At 66.0% G+C, this 16,091-nt stretch carries 22 protein-coding genes; 13 read left to right on the top strand and 9 right to left on the bottom strand.

Annotation, left to right across the window (positions count from 1 at the left end):
* Window positions 1-503 precede the first annotated feature (503 nt).
* Both ACWDKQ_RS21895 and ACWDKQ_RS21890 read right to left on the bottom strand, forming a co-directional pair.
* Window positions 504-725, bottom strand: a complete 222-nt coding sequence (locus ACWDKQ_RS21895; protein ID WP_450140596.1) for a hypothetical protein — start codon at window positions 723-725, stop codon at window positions 504-506.
* Window positions 722-1,021, bottom strand: coding sequence for a hypothetical protein (locus ACWDKQ_RS21890; protein ID WP_450140595.1), 300 nt, complete (start codon window positions 1,019-1,021; stop codon window positions 722-724). Before ACWDKQ_RS21890 ends, ACWDKQ_RS21895 begins: the two co-directional genes overlap by 4 nt.
* Before the next feature lie 157 nt (window positions 1,022-1,178).
* Between ACWDKQ_RS21890 and ACWDKQ_RS21885 the strand changes: the two genes are divergently transcribed.
* Both ACWDKQ_RS21885 and ACWDKQ_RS21880 read left to right on the top strand, forming a co-directional pair.
* On the top strand, window positions 1,179-1,655 hold the full coding sequence (locus ACWDKQ_RS21885) for a DUF2017 family protein (RefSeq protein ID WP_450140594.1): 477 nt from the start codon (window positions 1,179-1,181) through the stop codon (window positions 1,653-1,655).
* Between the two features lie 34 nt (window positions 1,656-1,689).
* Window positions 1,690-1,884: a ubiquitin-like protein Pup gene (locus ACWDKQ_RS21880; RefSeq protein WP_450140593.1), complete on the top strand. Its 195-nt coding sequence runs from the start codon at window positions 1,690-1,692 to the stop codon at window positions 1,882-1,884.
* A 304-nt stretch (window positions 1,885-2,188) separates the two neighbouring features.
* On the opposite strand, the gene ACWDKQ_RS21875 is transcribed toward ACWDKQ_RS21880, so the two are convergent.
* From ACWDKQ_RS21875 to ACWDKQ_RS21860, 4 genes are read right to left on the bottom strand one after another with little or no spacing between them, the layout of a single operon-like run.
* Window positions 2,189-3,535, bottom strand: a complete 1,347-nt coding sequence (locus ACWDKQ_RS21875) for a transposase (protein WP_450140592.1) — start codon at window positions 3,533-3,535, stop codon at window positions 2,189-2,191.
* The gene (locus tag ACWDKQ_RS21870; protein ID WP_450140591.1) at window positions 3,532-4,476 is read right to left on the bottom strand and encodes a hypothetical protein; all 945 of its coding nucleotides are present in this window, start codon (window positions 4,474-4,476) and stop codon (window positions 3,532-3,534) included. The genes ACWDKQ_RS21875 and ACWDKQ_RS21870 overlap by 4 nt, the downstream gene beginning before the upstream one ends.
* 19 nt (window positions 4,477-4,495) lie before the next feature.
* Window positions 4,496-4,783: a hypothetical protein gene (locus ACWDKQ_RS21865; RefSeq protein ID WP_450140590.1), complete on the bottom strand. Its 288-nt coding sequence runs from the start codon at window positions 4,781-4,783 to the stop codon at window positions 4,496-4,498.
* A gap of 19 nt (window positions 4,784-4,802) precedes the next feature.
* On the bottom strand, window positions 4,803-5,060 hold the full coding sequence (locus ACWDKQ_RS21860) for a DUF4158 domain-containing protein (protein ID WP_450140589.1): 258 nt from the start codon (window positions 5,058-5,060) through the stop codon (window positions 4,803-4,805).
* A gap of 121 nt (window positions 5,061-5,181) precedes the next feature.
* Here ACWDKQ_RS21860 and ACWDKQ_RS21855 point away from each other — a divergent pair, with 121 nt between their 5' ends.
* Window positions 5,182-5,790, top strand: coding sequence for a recombinase family protein (locus tag ACWDKQ_RS21855; RefSeq protein WP_450140588.1), 609 nt, complete (start codon window positions 5,182-5,184; stop codon window positions 5,788-5,790).
* A gap of 21 nt (window positions 5,791-5,811) precedes the next feature.
* On the opposite strand, the gene ACWDKQ_RS21850 is transcribed toward ACWDKQ_RS21855, so the two are convergent.
* Window positions 5,812-5,976, bottom strand: coding sequence for a hypothetical protein (locus tag ACWDKQ_RS21850; protein ID WP_450140587.1), 165 nt, complete (start codon window positions 5,974-5,976; stop codon window positions 5,812-5,814).
* Window positions 5,977-6,143: 167 nt separating this feature from the next.
* Here ACWDKQ_RS21850 and ACWDKQ_RS21845 point away from each other — a divergent pair, with 167 nt between their 5' ends.
* From ACWDKQ_RS21845 to ACWDKQ_RS21820, 6 genes are all read left to right on the top strand, one after another.
* Complete coding sequence (locus ACWDKQ_RS21845) at window positions 6,144-6,407, top strand: hypothetical protein (RefSeq protein ID WP_450140586.1); 264 nt, start codon at window positions 6,144-6,146, stop codon at window positions 6,405-6,407.
* A gap of 336 nt (window positions 6,408-6,743) precedes the next feature.
* On the top strand, window positions 6,744-7,016 hold the full coding sequence (locus ACWDKQ_RS21840) for a hypothetical protein (protein ID WP_450140585.1): 273 nt from the start codon (window positions 6,744-6,746) through the stop codon (window positions 7,014-7,016).
* 315 nt (window positions 7,017-7,331) lie between these two features.
* Window positions 7,332-8,372 (top strand): s-methyl-5-thioribose-1-phosphate isomerase, encoded by a 1,041-nt coding sequence (locus ACWDKQ_RS21835; protein WP_450140584.1) that lies wholly within the window; start codon window positions 7,332-7,334, stop codon window positions 8,370-8,372.
* Window positions 8,369-9,088 carry an acireductone synthase gene (gene mtnC, locus ACWDKQ_RS21830; protein ID WP_450140583.1) on the top strand — a complete coding sequence of 240 codons (720 nt, stop codon included), beginning with the start codon at window positions 8,369-8,371 and terminating at the stop codon, window positions 9,086-9,088. The genes ACWDKQ_RS21835 and mtnC overlap by 4 nt, the downstream gene beginning before the upstream one ends.
* Complete coding sequence (mtnB, locus tag ACWDKQ_RS21825) at window positions 9,085-9,711, top strand: methylthioribulose 1-phosphate dehydratase (RefSeq protein ID WP_450140582.1); 627 nt, start codon at window positions 9,085-9,087, stop codon at window positions 9,709-9,711. The genes mtnC and mtnB overlap by 4 nt, the downstream gene beginning before the upstream one ends.
* Window positions 9,708-10,286, top strand: a complete 579-nt coding sequence (locus ACWDKQ_RS21820) for a 1,2-dihydroxy-3-keto-5-methylthiopentene dioxygenase (RefSeq protein WP_450140581.1) — start codon at window positions 9,708-9,710, stop codon at window positions 10,284-10,286. Before mtnB ends, ACWDKQ_RS21820 begins: the two co-directional genes overlap by 4 nt.
* 160 nt (window positions 10,287-10,446) lie before the next feature.
* Here the strand turns inward: ACWDKQ_RS21820 and ACWDKQ_RS21815 are convergent, their stop codons facing one another.
* Window positions 10,447-10,734 carry a hypothetical protein gene (locus tag ACWDKQ_RS21815; RefSeq protein WP_450140580.1) on the bottom strand — a complete coding sequence of 96 codons (288 nt, stop codon included), beginning with the start codon at window positions 10,732-10,734 and terminating at the stop codon, window positions 10,447-10,449.
* On the opposite strand from ACWDKQ_RS21815, the gene ACWDKQ_RS21810 reads away from it, so the two are divergent.
* A complete protein-coding gene (locus ACWDKQ_RS21810) occupies window positions 10,702-10,947 on the top strand; it encodes a hypothetical protein (protein ID WP_450140579.1) in 246 nt (81 codons plus the stop codon). The two genes, ACWDKQ_RS21815 and ACWDKQ_RS21810, sit on opposite strands and share 33 nt — an antisense overlap.
* A gap of 96 nt (window positions 10,948-11,043) precedes the next feature.
* On the opposite strand, the gene ACWDKQ_RS21805 is transcribed toward ACWDKQ_RS21810, so the two are convergent.
* Window positions 11,044-12,555, bottom strand: a complete 1,512-nt coding sequence (locus tag ACWDKQ_RS21805; RefSeq protein ID WP_450140578.1) for a flavin monoamine oxidase family protein — start codon at window positions 12,553-12,555, stop codon at window positions 11,044-11,046.
* Between the two features lie 368 nt (window positions 12,556-12,923).
* On the opposite strand from ACWDKQ_RS21805, the gene ACWDKQ_RS21800 reads away from it, so the two are divergent.
* The 3 genes from ACWDKQ_RS21800 to ACWDKQ_RS21790 are packed head-to-tail and all read left to right on the top strand — an operon-like array spanning window position 12,924 to window position 15,761.
* Complete coding sequence (locus ACWDKQ_RS21800) at window positions 12,924-13,982, top strand: SDR family oxidoreductase (RefSeq protein ID WP_450140577.1); 1,059 nt, start codon at window positions 12,924-12,926, stop codon at window positions 13,980-13,982.
* On the top strand, window positions 13,979-15,262 hold the full coding sequence (locus tag ACWDKQ_RS21795) for an aspartate aminotransferase family protein (protein WP_450140576.1): 1,284 nt from the start codon (window positions 13,979-13,981) through the stop codon (window positions 15,260-15,262). The genes ACWDKQ_RS21800 and ACWDKQ_RS21795 overlap by 4 nt, the downstream gene beginning before the upstream one ends.
* Window position 15,263: 1 nt before the next feature.
* Window positions 15,264-15,761 carry a type II toxin-antitoxin system RatA family toxin gene (locus tag ACWDKQ_RS21790; RefSeq protein ID WP_450140575.1) on the top strand — a complete coding sequence of 166 codons (498 nt, stop codon included), beginning with the start codon at window positions 15,264-15,266 and terminating at the stop codon, window positions 15,759-15,761.
* The last annotated feature ends 330 nt before the right edge of the window (window positions 15,762-16,091 follow it).

Here is a 16,091-nt window from a genome sequence, read left to right as displayed (position 1 = left end):
GAAGTCGCTGTAGCTCGTCGCGCAGGGTCGGCCAGGTGGTGGCTGTGCGGGTCTCAGCGATGCGGATCAGTAAAAGGGCCAGCCAGCAGAGCAGGGTGGAACGCGGGCTGTCGGGCGTTCGCGATACGGACCGGACCATGCGGACCGGCTAGGCCCAGTTCTCCCGAAGCTACGGCCAGGTGCAAAGTAGATCGTTGTAGCTGGGAGTGTCTGATTAGCGGTGGATCGCCCGAGTGTGGTGGGTTGGTTTTCGCGGCGAGGGCCCGGCGGAGTTGGGTCAGGAGTTCGGTGGGGCTGGTGTTGAGCGCGCCGGTGGCGTCGTTGAATTTCAGGAGTTCCTTGGCTTGTTTCCAGGTGATGGGTGTGTCGTTGGCGCTGGGAGTGCGGGGTTCCTGGCGTGGTGGTGATGGTGGTGTGGGTCGGCCGAAGCCGCCGATGTCGTAGATGGTCACCAGTGCACCGGCGGCCTCGTCGCGGGTGGGTGGTGGATCGGTGACGACCAGTCAGCGCAGCCCGAAGCGGCGCTCGATGCCGATGAGCTGCCCGGTGGCGGGGTCGGTGAGTAGCCGTTCGGTGGGCAGTTGTGTGGCCAGTGCCCACAGTTTCCGCAGCGCGGCGCGCTGTGCCCGTTGGACGGGGTCGCGGGTCAGGCGGGTGATCAGCGCGGAGGCTGCGAACCCCACGGCGAACACGCCGCCGATCAGCCACCACAGGATTCCCGTCATGCGACGCCGGCCGGTGTCGCGTCGGTGTGGTGTTGGTCGAGGAAGTGGATGAGCGCGAGTGGGGAGCCGCCGAAGTAGGCGCGGACGCGGGCCTGGATGGCGCGGATCTCGTGGCCGGGCAGGAAGTCGCGGTCGGTGTCGTTGCCGCATCCGCAGGCGCACGGCCGGTACAGGAAGGGTTGTTCTTCGGGGAGTTCGCAGTAGCCGACCGGGTTCTGCGAGCCGTTGACCACGGGGTCGGGCTGGTTCAGCCACGCGTCGCGTACCGGGTGTCCTTCGCGAGTGTCAGCGCTCACGGAATCTCGTGAGCGACGACATGAGTGCAGGAAAAGGCAGTTTCTGCTGTTTTATGGGCAATTTTCCTCTCCATTTATTGTGTAAGGCCTGCCGCTTGGTCGACGATGCTTGGAGTTGAGAACCCCAGGGAGAACCGGCGGGGAGGTGAGACGTGATTTGATCAGCTGGGATCGCCAAGGTGGCAGTACCATCGTGATCTTCAGTCCTCGCCAGATCTGTTGGCTGCGGAAACATTTAACCGATTACCTGCATCGCGTGGATCGAGCGCTCTGCGGGCACGTCGACGATCCGGTAATCTCAAGTTTGTTCGGGGACGATTGTCTTCGCGAGCATGACTTCTTTTCCCGGTTTAGCAGGGCTCGGGCAGCGATCACGACTCTGCTCAATGATTTACCCGACCTCGGTGGGGTCATCGTCATTCGCGATGGGCAGCACCGCATGACCTGGACCTGGACAGTTCACGAGCTGCGCATCGCGCTCGCGGCGCGACTCGGTCTGCCTTTGCTCGACGTTGCGAGACAATCAGATCATCCCAGTGCGCAAAACAGGCTGATGCAGTGGTTATCAACCGTAGCCGACACTCTGGCTACAGCAGGCAACCACTCCTTCGTGTCCGAATGTTTCGAACAATGAATCCCGCCTGGCCTCGGATAAAAGGGGAACACCTGTGGTGCAGCAACAATCACGTCACGAGCGTCAAGACGACGAGCAGGTCTCGGTCCAGGGTGAAACTACCCGAACGACTGCACATGACTCGGAAAAATACGACAAATTGATGGAAGAAATCGATGAGCTGCTGCCTCAGACTGAGGAGGAGGCCGAACGCATCGTTGCCGGTTATATACAAAAGGGCGGTCAATGAACTTTCCCGGAGTGTCTGATTAGCGGTGGATCGTCCGAATGTAGCAGGTTGGCCGGGCTGGCCTGCCAGGACAAAAGGAACCACCGAGTGAGCGAGAACCTATCTCCGGATCTGGGTCTACGCGGCGTGCCGACCCTGGCCGCACTGCACGCCGCCCGCGACGCCGCGCCAGGGCAGGCTTGGCGTCACTCGCTCACACGACACCGTCGCCGCGCTGCTGCACACCCCGCTGGGCCGATCCGACGAGCTGACCCGCTACGCGGCCTGAATCGGCATCTGAACGTTCGTGATACCTCCACCCCGGCTACGCGGCCAGGTCGAGATCCAGGCGGGAATCCATATCCAGCAGGAACCGGCCGTAGGGGTTGACGTTGGTCCAGAACAGCGCGTTGAGCGCCCTCCGGTCTTCCTCGGTCAGTTTCGATGCCCACTCCGGGTCGTCCAGGACTCGTTGCAGCAGCAGAGTATTGATGTAGACCAGGCAGGACTGCAGCAAATGCAGTGCCAGCATCGACACTTCCACATGCTCCTGATCGGCGCCGGTGAGCTTGCCGTCCTTACCGTAGAAGACGACCTCGTTGGCGGAGTTCCAGTTCTCCACCACCTGCAGCCCGCCGTGGATCTCCCGGCGCAGATCCTCCGATGTCAGGAATTCGCAGGCGAAGACCGTGCGCACCACCCGACCGAGCTCCTCCATCGCGAGGTAGGTGGGGTTCTTCGGGCCGCCGCCCTTGGTGAACCGGCGCAGCATCTGCTCGGCTTCGGCCGTCCCGAGCCGCAGCGCGGTGGCGTATTTGACCATCTGGTCGTACTGCTGGGCGATGAGCTCCCAGTTGATCGGCCGGTTCACCATCACCTTGGCCAGCTGCGGCCACGCCGACGCCGGCGCGTCCGGGCTGTAGAGCTTGATCGCGCCGATGTTCTTCAACCGCGGCATCAGCCGGAATCCCAAAAGTTCGGTGAAGGCGAACTCGACCACGCTCGCGCCGTGCGTATCGGTGTAGTTCGCCTCGATCTCCGCGTCCGTGCGGTGCCGCAGCAACCCCTCGATCATGGAGGCGACCTCCGAGGACGAGGTGTCCTTGATCTGGGAATAGACGCAGACCCGGCCCTTCTCGACGTGCCAGTAGATCATGATGCCGCCCGCCCCGTACCGGGCGTGGAACCGCGTCATCAGATTCGAGTCCCACGACCCGAACCGCTTCGAGTCACTCGCGGTCGTGGTCGCCTTGCCCCACCAGCGCGGATCCCGCGCGGCGAACGTCGCGTTGACCACCCGCACGATCGCCCGTCGCAGGTTCTCCCGCGTGATGTGGCTGGACCGCACCCGCCGCAACGCGCCCTCGTCCTCGTCGTGATGCCCGGTGGCCACCAGCGCACGGATCCCCACATTCGTACCGAGCGCGAACAGGCACATCAGCAGCCGGCGGCGCAGCACATCCTTCGGCAGTGCCTCGCGGGTGGCCACGGACACGAACTCGGCCGTGAAGTCGGTGAACAGGTCGGTGTTCTTCAGCATGTCCAGCAGGTCGATCGTGCCCCACCGCCGCGCCACCTCCGCCTTGAGTGCGGCGAGGTTCTGCGGTTCGGGGAGTTTCTCCAGCTTCGGCACGGTGATCCACGGCTGCCCGCTCCTGGCGGTGATCTTCACCCCGCCAGTCGTCCCCCTTGCCCATCGCGGTGTTCAGCGCGTCCAACGCGGCCTGGTGCCGCCGCTTGAGGTCGTCGACCCTGGGCCCGCAACGGTTTGCCCAGCGCGGCGTAGTGCACATCGCGGTTGTCCTCGAAGTTGCGCGGCAGATCCTCTTCCGGATCCCGCCACCGCCCGGCTCCGGCTACCCAGATCTCCCGGCGCCGCAGCGCCTCCCGCAACGCGATCAGCACGCACAGTTCGTAGGAAATGCGCTCGACCTGGCCGCCCTCGTCGGTGACCGCGTCCCGCCACGCCCTGGGCACCACACCCTCGATCGGCGGCCGGTCTTCCGGGCCGTACACCTTGACCTTGCTGTCCACCGCCGCGTACGTGCCCAGCAGCTCAATAGCGTCCATCACCGGCCGGTAGGTGGTGTTGTTGCACCGGAAATCCAGTGCGGCCAGCACCGGGCCCAGCATCCGCCGGTAGTGGTGGGTATAGGAACCCCGCAGCTGGTAACGGACCCGCTCGCGCACCACCCGGCTCCCGGCCAGTAGCTCCTTGACCAGCTTGCGCAGTGTCTTCTCCCCGCCGGGCACCACCGGCCACACCGCCGACCGCACCTGCTCGTCGGGATGCTCGAGCACCGCATTGACCATCTTGAGGAAGATGCCTTTCTTCCCCGGAACCGACGTCATCTCGCCGAGCAGTTCCTTCTCCACTCGCCGTTCCGCACGAGCGTTGATCTTGTGCACCAGATCCACCAGCAACCGGATGAGATCATCGGTGATCTCGGCCTGACGCACCCAGCACAACGCCGCCAGCAACGTGTACCGCACCGGTCCGGAACACTCGGCGAAATCCGACGGGAACATCCGCGCCGCCCGCGACCGCCACGCCGCGATCATCCGATCCGACACATCCGCGAACACCGACTCCGGCAACCCCAGCCCCCGCACCGTGCGCAGCTTCGCGATCTCACCGAGCAGCGTGTCCAGACCCAGTGGCCCCCGCCTTCACCTCCGCCAGCAGGCCCTCGGATTCCAGCAGCGTCTGCATCGCCGCGCACGGTGCCGGCCCCAGCCGCTCCACGATCAGCGCGGTGAACGCCGCCTCGTGCTGACGCAGCGCCGAGCCGATCACCCGGTCGATCTGGCCTTCACTGGGAGGTTCCACATTCTCGCTGCGACACCGCCGCCGCAGTGCCACCTCGAGGCGGTTCCGGTTCTGCTCCACCGGGCATTGCTCGGTCGCTAGCCACTGCACCCAGCGCGCTCCGTCGTCCTCAGTCGCCGGTCGCCGGCCGAAACCCAGCGCCGCCCGGGATCTGGCCGCGGTGATACTTCGCCGCGCGGTTGTCGAAGGAATACTTGCCGAACTCGGCCGAATCGACCTTCACCAGCCCGGCCATGAACTCCACCGCGGCCGCCGGCACCTGCTCGCTGTAGCGCGGGAACTCGCCCTCGATCTCGAAATACTTCAGCACCAGCGCGAACCCCAGCCGCGTAGCACCGGACTTGTTCCCCAGCAGCCGCCACGACACGATCGAGTGACCAACCCACTACCGCGCACCTCATGAGCGCAAAGCACCTCGCCCCGCAGAACCGCATAACCCGCAACGATCCCGCCCACGCAGAGCTTGTGGCCAGCTACAACGATCTACTTTGCACCTGGCCGTAGCTTCGGGAGCACTGGGCCGGCTACGGGTGTCCACCGCGGATCAGAACCTGCGCCGCCAGGTCGACGCTCTCCAAGGCGCCCGGTGTATCCGGGTCTTCGAGGAAAAGTTGTCCGGCCAGAACGCCGAACGCCCGGAGTGGTGGGCGTGCCTGGACTGCCTCCGCGAAGGCGACACTCTCGTCGTCCTGGAGCTGTCCCGCCTCGGCCGCAGCCTCGCCGATCTGCTCTCCCTGGTCAGTGGGTGCGTAAGCGCGGCATCGGGTTCACCTCACTGCACGAGAACCTCGACACCACCACCCCCGGTGGACGCCTGGTGTTCCACATCTTCGCCGCCCGGCCGAGTTCATCCGCGAACCCGCGAGGGCCTAGCCGCCGCGAATGCGAACGGCGCGCGCCTCGGCCGGCCACCCGCCATGACCCCAGAGCAAGTCCGCCACGCCCGTGCCCTGCTCGCCGAGCCCGACAACACCGTCGCCTCCATCGCCCGCCTGCTCGGCGTCTCCCGCTCCACGATCTACGAGTGCGTCCCCGGACTCAGCACGAACCGTGCGATCGACCCCGGATCCGGCCCGCAGCCAGCGCTCCCGAGCTAAGCGTTGGTTTTCCGGCGCCTGCTACCGGGACGCCTTGACCTCGAACGAGACTTTCTCGCCAGGACCGCGTGCTGAGATCACGCCGAACGAGTCGCCCTCACCGCCGAGCAAGTCCGTGAATACGATCTGCCGCCCCAGCCCGGAAAGGCCACCGACTCCCGCGCGCCACGGTTCGTCGCTGAGCACGGCCCCGCTCGTCCAGGTCGAGGTCGACGCCCTCGCACCTGACGACCTCCATCGCCTCTTCGACACGGCCCTCGCCCGCTGATGGAACCCCGCCTCCTACAACCTGGCAACAGCGGTGGCTGGCCAGTGGCGCGGAGGCTGCCGAAACGGCGTGGCGCCAGGTGTTTGTGCTCTCTGGTGCTGTCGAAGGCGACCCGCCCGAGTGGCACAAGTTCGCGCTGACCTCGGCAGTGGTCTCCATGATCAGCGGCGACTACTTGCGCCCGTCGCTGCGCTGGCCAGCGGCCAAGACGACTGGACAAGGCACCCTGGCCCGTGAACTCGCCCGGTCCCGCGACCCCGAGGGGTTCGCCCGGCTGCGGAAACTCTGCGACAACGATTCCGACGTCTCTCCAGTCGCTGCGAGTCACACTCTCCACCGAGAGCACTGATCATCGCTGCCAAAGGCGGTCAGCTGGCCGACATCACCGTCGGCGACGCCCTGGAACTGCTGGATGTCAAGTCGGACTTGCACATCAAGACTACCGGGCATGCCGCCGTGTTCTACCGGATGCTCCACCGGCTGGTGCCATCACCGCGCCGGCCCCGCCGACGCTTCGAGAGCTCGGCCCTACCGGCCAGCTAACACCGGCCGGGCTCATCGACCGCTTTCAACTGCGCTGCAGCCCCGTCCGGGATCTGCTCGTGGACTACCTGCGTGAACGCCAGCCCGCCCTGGACCTCGGCATACCCACGCTCAAGCCACCCCAGACCGACCAAATAGGACAGTGACGGCCGCGCACACGTTCCGCCACCTTGATCAAGTTCAAGGAATACGCGATCTATTCGACGGCCCTGGACATCACCGACGCGGCGAACGCGCTGGCCGCCGGGGGTGCCCGGTCGACCACGATGACCTGGCCACCATCACCCCGTACATCACGCACACCATCCGCCGGCTCGGCGACCTGGTGCTCGACCTCGACCCGCCCGACACGGTCCCGACCACCCGGCTGGACCTGGAACCCCGCGCCCTGTTCCCCGGCTGCCCGGCCGCGTAGCCCGGCCTGGCTCGCCAGAGGTCGCGCCTGGTCAGGGCGCGGTCATGCGCAACACCATGTGGATCACCTGGGGCACCGACACCGCGCACCAACTGCCCCGCCTGATCGCCAGCCGCGAATCCGGCCCGCTGTTCCTCTCCGAGCACCGGCCCGGACCGCACCGCCAAGCCACCACCGACCCCAGGGACATCTGCCCGGAGACCGGCCGTGCCCGGCTCGGCTACGACCGCGCCCGCGTCTCCGGTGGGTGGACCGAAATCGATACCCTGGCGGTGAAGACCTGTTCACCGGTTACGACTACTTCTGAGGACCTGAATGCCGCCACCTACCGCACATCCCGGGTCGCCGACGCTGGCCGACAGCGTGCGGCTGGCCGAGGACGGGGTTCACATCCTGGATCGCCGGGTGTTCCCGTTCGAGCACCGATGGGTGCACGCCCGCACGGTCGAGGAGGTCGCCGCGGCGATCGAGGACATGGTGACCCAGTCTTCCGGGCCGTACTTTGCGGTGCTGTGGGGCATGGTGCTGGCCGCACGGGAAGCAGCCGGTCAGGGGCCTGACGCCGCGCGCAAGCAGCTGCGGGTCGCCGGTGACCGGTTGGTCGCCACCAGGCCGACCAACGACCAGCCGCGCAAGGCCGTGGAGTGGGTCATGGCGTCGGTGGACGCCGGCGGCGATGACGTCGTCGCTGCGGCGCTCGCCGGCGCGCAGGCCGGTGACGCCGATTACCGGCGGCGTAGCCACGAGATGGGGCGCGCCGGTGCGGCGCTGCTACCGGAGCGGGGGCGGATCCTGACGCACTGCTGGGGCGATCTGTACCTGGTCGGGCTGGTCGAGGCGGCGCTGAAGGCGGGCAAGAAGCCGTCGTTCGTGTGCACCGAGACCCGCCCGTATCTGCAGGGCGGGCGGTTGACCGCCGAGACGCTGGCGGAGATGGGTGTGGACACCACGCTGGTCACCGACGGCATGCCGGCGTCGCTGATGCGCGCAGGCGAGATTGACGCGTTGGTGACCGCCAGCGACCGGGTCACCATGGACGGTCACGTGATCAACAAGGTGGGGACGCTGCAGCTGGCGGTGGCCGCGCACACCTTCGGGGTGCCATTCCACGTGTTGTGCCACGCGCCGGATCCCCGCTCGGCCACCGGCGTGGACGTGCCGATCGAGTTCCGCGACGGCGAGGAGGTGCTGCACACTCTGGGGCGGCGCAGCGCCAGCGAGCGGGTTCGGGGGCTGTACCCGGCCTTCGACATCACCGATCCGCGGTTCGTGACGACCGTGGTTACCGACCGGGGCGCGTTCGGGCCGGAGCGGGTACACGAGTACTGGGGCGAGGAACGGGGGACGGCGCGGTGAGCGTGCAGGTCGCGGCCCGGTGGGTCGTACTTGACATCGAGGGGACGTTGACCGCCACCAGCCAGGTGCACGTGGTGCTCTACGACTACGCGCGCCCGCGGTTGGGGCCGTGGATCGACGCGCACCCCGACGATCCTGTGGTGGCCGAGGCCGTCGCGCAGGTCAAGGCCGACGCCGGGCTGGGTGAGCAGGCCGGCACCGCCGAGGTGGTGGCGGTGCTGCACGGCTGGATGGACGCCGATCGAAAAGCCACCCCGTTGAAGACGTTGCAGGGCCTGATCTGGTCCGACGGCTACGCCCGCGGGGTCCTGACCACCGACTACTTCGCCGATGTGGTGCCGGTGCTGCGGTCCTGGCGCGACCGGGGCCTGGGACTGGCGGTGTTCTCCTCCGGCTCGGTGGCCGGGCAGATCGCGTCGTTCTCCAACACGACGTCCGGCGATCTGCGGGGGCTCTTCGTGCATCACTTCGACACGGTCAACGCCGGGCCGAAGCAGGAACGCGACTCCTACGAGACGATCGCTGACGGGCTGGGCACCACGGCGGCCGAGATCGTGTTCTTCTCCGATGTGCCCGCGGAGCTGGACGCCGCCGCGGCGGCGGGCTGGCGGACGGTGGGCGTGGCCCGCGCCGGGGAACCGTTCGCGGACGCCGATTTCGGACCGCACCCGGTGGCGTCCACTTTCAACGATGTTGAGCTTGAGGTGATTGCGTGAGCAGCGAGCTGGAGCGGGCCGGGGCAGCGCTGGCCGCAGAGTCGGCGCGGATGGCGGGGCTGGGCTGGATGCGCGGCACTTCCGGCAACCTGTCGGTGACGTTGCGGCAGGACCCGCTGCGGCTGGCGGTGACAGCCAGCGGCCTGGACAAGGGCGAGCTGACCGCTGCGGACGTGGTGGTCGTGAACGCCGCGGGGAAGGCCGTGCCCGATCAGCCCAATCCCGCGCAGCGGCCCTCGGCCGAGGCGGGGTTGCACACGAGGATCGCGGCGGTGGCCAGGGCGGGCGCGGTGGTGCACCTGCACATGCTCTCGGCGGTGGTGGCCGGACAGCGCTGGCCCGGCGGCGTGGTGTTGCGGGATCTGGAGATGCTCAAGGGTCTCGGGCGCCGCGACGACGACGTGATGACAGTCCCGGTGGTGCCCAACAGCCAGGACATGGGTGTGTTGGGCGATGCGTTCGAGACGGGTTTCGATGCCGCGACGCCGGCGGTGATCGTGGCGCGCCACGGCGTGTACGTGTGGGGGCGGGACCTGGAGCAGGCCAGGCACCGCACGGAATGCTTGGACTGGCTGTTCCAGTTCACCTTGGCCACGAACGGATTCCAGGAGGTAGTGGCATGACGTTGCTGACCGTGTGGCCGGATACCGATCCCGGCACGGTGGAGTTGCGCACCGAGGACCCCAGGCAGATCGGGGACGTCCTCAAGCAGTTCGGGGTGCGCTTCGAGCGTTGGGAGCTCAAGGAGCTGGCCGAGGACGCCTCGTCAGAGGACGTGCTGGCGGCCTATCACACCGAGGTCGACGCCGTCATCGACGCCGAAGGCTACATCAAGGTGGACGCGGCGGTGATGGCGCCGCGTGACGGTGATCCGGAGTGGGACCAGCAGGCCGAAGCGGCCCGGGAGAAGTTCCTCTCCGAGCACACCCACGACGACGACGAGGACCGGTTCTTCGCTCGAGGCGCGGGCGTTTTCTACCTGCACATCGGCGAGAAGGTGTACGCGGTGCTGTGCGAGGCGGGTGATCTGCTGAGCGTGCCGGCAAACACCACGCACTGGTTCGACATGGGCACCCGCCCGGATTTCGTGGCGATCCGCTTCTTCCACGACGAGGACGGTTGGGTGGGCGATTTCTGCGACACCAACACCGCGGAGCGCTTCCCGTCGTTCGACGATCTGATGGCCTCGCGGGGCTGACCCCTCCTGCTGGAGCCCGGGTTCGGACTTGCTGTCCACATCCGGCTCTTCCGTCCCCGGGGGTTGGTGGCGCCTGCCTAACGGTTGTTACCCATCAGTGACGGGTTAGTAGTGCCGGATGCCGTCGAGTTGGCGTTGCGGACCGAACTCGAACAGCTCATCAAGGTCGAGTTCGATGCCGTTGGTGGTGGCGGCCAGTTTCGGGTAGTGGCCGCTGTCGCAGCAGGGCCAGGAACGCAGATTCGTCGGTGTCGAGGTGTTGCTGGATGGTCAAGCCGGTTTCCTGGGTGAACTCCTTCTCCATCGCGTGGCTCATCGCGATGCCGCCGACGTCGCCGTTGAAGCCGACCATGATCTGCAGGGCGTTGCGCTGGTCGGGGCCGAGTCCGTCGAGGACGGCTAGTTGCCATTCGACGTGAGAACCGACGCGGCCGAACTGGTGGCGCACTACCGGCACGAGATGACCCGCACCGCTGCGGCCGTGGACACCGGATTCCCGGCGAACACCGACCTGATGCTGGACGGCGACCGCCCAGTGCTCAAACGCCGCAAGGGCGCCGGCCGGCAACCCTCGGCGATCCACCAGCTGCCCGAACGCAGCCTGCTGGACGTCCTCACCCGCACCGCAGGTCTGGCGTATTCGGTTCCCACCCCTGGTTGAGCAATTCCTCAACTTCCAGTGAACTACCACGAGCTTGAGCGTCTTTCCGGCCCGACGAGCGGCTTCGGGAGCCCGAAGACGGTCGCCAGCGACACGTCACAACGAGCTCGTCACTTCCTTCGCGACGCGTTCGCCGGATCTGACCGCACCATCCATGTAACCGCTCCAGATGGTCGCAGTTTCCGTGCCGGCCCAATGAATGTGGCCGACAGGCGCGCGCAGTGCCTTACCGAAGTCGAGCCAGGTGCCCGGTGCGAACACGCCCCCGTAGCCGCCGCGCGTCCATTCTTCTTCCAGCCAGTTCCTCTCGATGTATTCAAGCGGATCAGCGGCTCGTTCACCAAAGTACCGCGTGAAACATTCGATCACGCCGCTACGCCGGCGTGCCGCGGGCATCTGATCAGCATAGCGTCCTTGTTCACCTTCAACGAAGCCAAGCAGCACGCCCACACTCGCATCCGGTGGCGAATTGTCGAACGTGGTTCGCACGAGCCCCGTGTCGCTGGTCACTTGTCCGGCCAGTCCGGCGGCGCGCCAGAACGGCGTCGGATAAACGCATTGCACCTTGATCACGCTGCCCATCGGCATGCGTTGCGTCAGCTGCTCACGAGTTCCTGGCAACAGTGGGGTGTACCGGATTCGGGCGGCTAGCGCGGGCGGCGCGGTCACGACACAGCGCTTGGCGCGCACGCTGAAGTTGTCGCCGTGCACACTGACGCCCGCCGCGTCCTGGTCGATTCTGGTTACAGCTGCGTTCAGAAGGACACGGGGAGCGAGTTCGCGTGCCATTTCAAGCGAAATGCGCTGCGATCCACCGATGATACGGGATTCCTGGGCTCCGTCGGACGTGCGTATCAGCCGGTCGAATCCGCCCGCGGAGGCGATGTAGAAAAGCACGTGAAGCAGCGACACATCACGAGGCTCGACCGAAAGGACCGCGTTGATCACCAGCGATAGCAGCGATTTCGCGTCCGGCTGGACAAGATTATGATTCATCCAGTCTTCGAATGTCTGGCCATCCAAGGTACGTGCGTCACGCGCGGTCCAGGGCGCGTCTAGCGGAACTTGCTCTGCCATCCCGTCGAGTTCCTGGATCGCGACGGCGGCTTCTGCCGCGCCCACCGGATCGGAGGGCGGAACCCGGTTCAATCCGAATTTTAGCGGATCCGCTGGAAAAACGTGGCCGTACCGGGTCAGTTTCCCGTTGCGGTAGTCGGCATAATCGCCGGCGTCGTAGGTCTTGAACGTTTCCAGGCCGAGCTGCTGGATGAGACCGAGTACCCGGTCCTGTGTCGGCCCCACCCACTGGCCGCCGACCTCCACGATCGTGCCCGGAGTGGCTCCCGGCGCAGTCACGGCTTGATTGACGGTACGGCCGCCGACACGGTCGCGTGCTTCGACCACGAGTACCTCGCACCCCGCGGCGACCAGCTCGCGAGCGGCGGTAAGCCCCGCCAATCCCGCACCGACAACAACGACCTGGGTCTCGCTCCGCCCAGCGGCGGGAGTCGACTGTGCGCTGGCACGCGGCGCACCAGGCGCGATCAGCGCCCCGGTACCAGCCGCGGCCACACCGGAGAACAAACCACGACGCGTGATCCGATTCATGTCCTCTTCCGTACGCTCGCCTGGGCTATGAACATCCGGCTGCTGGCAAGGTGCCCGAGCCGCCGGATCCGCATTGTGGTGGCCGACGACTCGCTGTTGACAGTTGCTCCAAACTCAACCATGACGAGGTGCGGCAGCTCCAGACCTGATCGGGAGTCGTGCCCACGCGAGCAGAACATACTGGGCAACCAGGCAGGCGTCGCGCTTGCCTGGTTGCGGCGGCGCCGTCTCTCACGCCACGGTTTTGCCGTCACACCTGGCGCATAGGCCCGACGCTGCTTTGAGTCGGGTTGGCAACGTCGCACCATTGCGCGGCTCATGGCCCTTGTCGCAGGGGTGGACCAACACGGCAATTCGAGGAGACCGGCATGTCGCAACCCAAGTTCGTGCTACTGACTGGCGCCTCTGGCGTAGTCGGTACGGCATTGCGCCCAGCGCTGGCTCACCACCGGGTTATCAGCCTGACTCATCGTGCCAAAATTGACTCCGAGTCGGTGATCGGCGATGTGACCCAGCCGTTCTTGGGGCTCGATGAGCTCACATACCAGATGCTGGTGTCCCACGTGGACACTGTGGTGCACTGCGCCGCGAAGACTGACTTCGGCGCTGGAGCTGATGCCGCGCACCAGCTCAACGTCTTCGGCACGAAGCGAGTCCTGGAGTTCGCTTCTGACGCGCAGGCCCGTGTCATCTACGTGAGCACCGCGTTCGTGGCCCGAAGCGAACTCACCCGGTCGGCACAGGGATTAATTTCTGAGGGGGCGGCTCGCCCCGAAAATTACCTCGACTCCAAGCGAGAAGCCGAGGAGCTGCTTCGCGGCTCGGAAGTTCCCGTGGTGATCGCCCGCCCCTCGGTGGTGGTCGGTGATTCGGTGACCGGCGCCATGGCCCATTTCCAGGGTGTCCACCTGGTCGCCGCAGGCATCCTCAGGAGTAAGTTCCCGCTTCTTCCGTTCGCAGCTGCAGAGTTGGTGGACGTCATACCGCAGGACCTTCTCGCTGCAGGGCTTCGGGCGTTGGTGGACGCGGATGTGCGTGACGGCGAGTACTGGTTGACTGCGGGGCACCACGCGCTGACCTCCAGGCGGTTCGTCGACCAATGCGTGGCAGTGGCCGAGGAGTCGGGCATCGATGTCACGCCGCCGCGGTTGGTATCGCCGGACATGGTGGATCGGTTGATCCGACCGGTGTTGACCGATGTTCTTTCTCCGGCCGCGCGCAAGCAGTTCGACGACCTGCTGGCCATGGCCGCTTTGTTCGCAGGTGCCGAGCCATTCCCGACTTCCTTCGGCGCGCTTCCCGGTGACCCGGCATCGTTGACGCTGCCCTCGGCAGAGTGGTTCGAGTCTGCCTTTCGCACTTCAGTGCGCTTTTTCGCCCGTACCAAACGCCTTGTCCCCGCCGCTGTTGCCGGTGCAACGGTATGAGCAGTCATGGCACCCAGCAGGCCAGTTCACGGCAGACGTCGCAACGCTACCGCCGCCACATCTCCCGTGGGCGGGCCCGACTGGCCGACATGACCGGCGGACTGACAGAAGTGTCCTCGCATGGCAGCCGAGTTGTCGACGCTGATGGAAAGACGTACCTCAACTGCGGCGGATACGGCGTTTTCCTCCTCGGTCATGCCCACCCTGCCGTGGTAGAGGCGGTGGTGGAACAGGTTCACCGGCACCCGCTGAGCACACGGCTAATGCTGGAGCCCACCGTCGCCAGCGCTGCCGAAACGCTCGCTGGCGTCGCCCCGGACGGTCTGGACTACGTGCATTTCGTTAACTCCGGGGCCGAGGCCACCGAGGCCGCGATCAAGCTGGCACGTGCCCATGGGCATGCGCACCTCATCTCTGCGGTCGGCGGTTACCACGGCAAGACCACGGGTGCGCTCAGCATCACCGCCCGGGAGCTCTACCAGGCTCCGTTTCGGCCGTTGCTGCCCTCCGTTGACCACGTTCCCTTCGGCGACGCGCAGGCGCTGGAAGAGACATTGGCCGCAGCGCCACCGGCCTGCGTGGTGGTGGAACCGGTGCAGGGAGAGGGCGGTGTCGTTGTTCCGCCGCGCGGATACCTGCGCGATGTCGCGCAGCTGTGCCGGAAGTATGGGGCGTTGTTCGTCCTGGACGAGGTGCAGACCGGACTGGGCCGGCTTGGTCACTGGTGGGGCGCGGACAGGGAGTCGGTCACCCCTGACATTCTACTGGTGGGCAAGAACCTTTCCGGGGGAGTCGTTCCCGTAGCGGCAATGGTCGCCACAGCAGAGGCGTATTCGCCGTTCAACCGCGACCCGTTCCTGCACACGTCGACATTCGCAGGGTCGCCGATCGCTGCCGCAGCCGCCGAGGCAGCGATCCGTGTGATCGTTGCGGAAAACCTCGTCACCAAGGCTAGCGAGGTGGGCACGTACCTGCTCCAGGAGTTACGCCGAATCCTGTTGCACCATTGCGGTCACCTGATCACCGACGTGCGCGGGCTGGGTCTGCTGATCGGAGTGGAGCTGGTCAACGAGCAAGTCACGGGTGAACTGCTGATGGAACTGCTCGACCACGAAGTGCTCGTCAACCATTCACTGAACGCGCACCGGGTGCTGCGCTTCACCCCGCCAGCGGTCCTGACTTCCGAGGACGTTCACTGGCTTCTCGAGGCAGTTACCCGAGCCGCGGAAACATTAGCGCGCCGATGCCCACCCAACGCTGTTTTGGAAGGAACCCACTGATATGCCGACTGTTACGGTCGAGTCGCTTGTGCCAGCCGCCGTTGGGACCGACGCTGATACCGTCTTCTCCCTTCTCTGCGACATCGAGCGCTTCGCCGATCAAACCGATGACGTCCGCAGCGTCACCGTCACAGCCAGGCAAGACGGCACTCAGGATTCGGAATGGGCGGTCGCGTTTCGCAACGGCATCCTGTGCTGGTCGGAACGAGACCAGATCGACCACTTCGCCAGGACTATCGCGTTCCGGCAACTCGACGGAGACTTTGAACGCTTCGACGGCGAGTGGGTAGTCGACGAGTTCGGATCCGACACGGTCGTCAGGTTTACCGCGCACTTCGATCTCGGTATGCCGAGCCTGGCGGCGATCATCGATCCAATCGCGGAGGGGGCATTGCGCACAAGCATACAATCCATCCTTCGCGGCCTGCTCGGCGAAGAACTGGTCTTCCTCGACACGGCCTCCCACCCGCTCGCGTCCGATGCGGAAAAGCCGTCGTGATCACCACAGTTGTCACGGCAACAGAAAACTCAACCGCTGATGAAGCGTGATCAACGCCCGTGGGTTGGCGCAGGGCACATTTTGGCGACGTTCGGGCGAACCGCTTTGAGCACCAGGCATGGCCAGGTGTGAGCAGGGTGGGAGCCGGCCCCACCGGCAGGGACACGCTCGTTCATCAGGGCTCAAACCCACGGGAGAAACAACTGCTCACCTACCGGCGGCTGCCAGACCCGAGTCTGCCGGACGGCCGACTCACGACTCATTAAATTAGGACTGCCCAGCCCGCCCCGTCCAGGCGCTGTTTGGGGGTCGTTCTGCGCAGCACGGCGA

This window comes from Saccharopolyspora sp. NPDC000995, assembly GCF_053599315.1.
The sequence above is the reverse complement of the archived record's forward strand: the minus strand, read 5'-3'. Positions and strand labels throughout refer to the sequence as shown.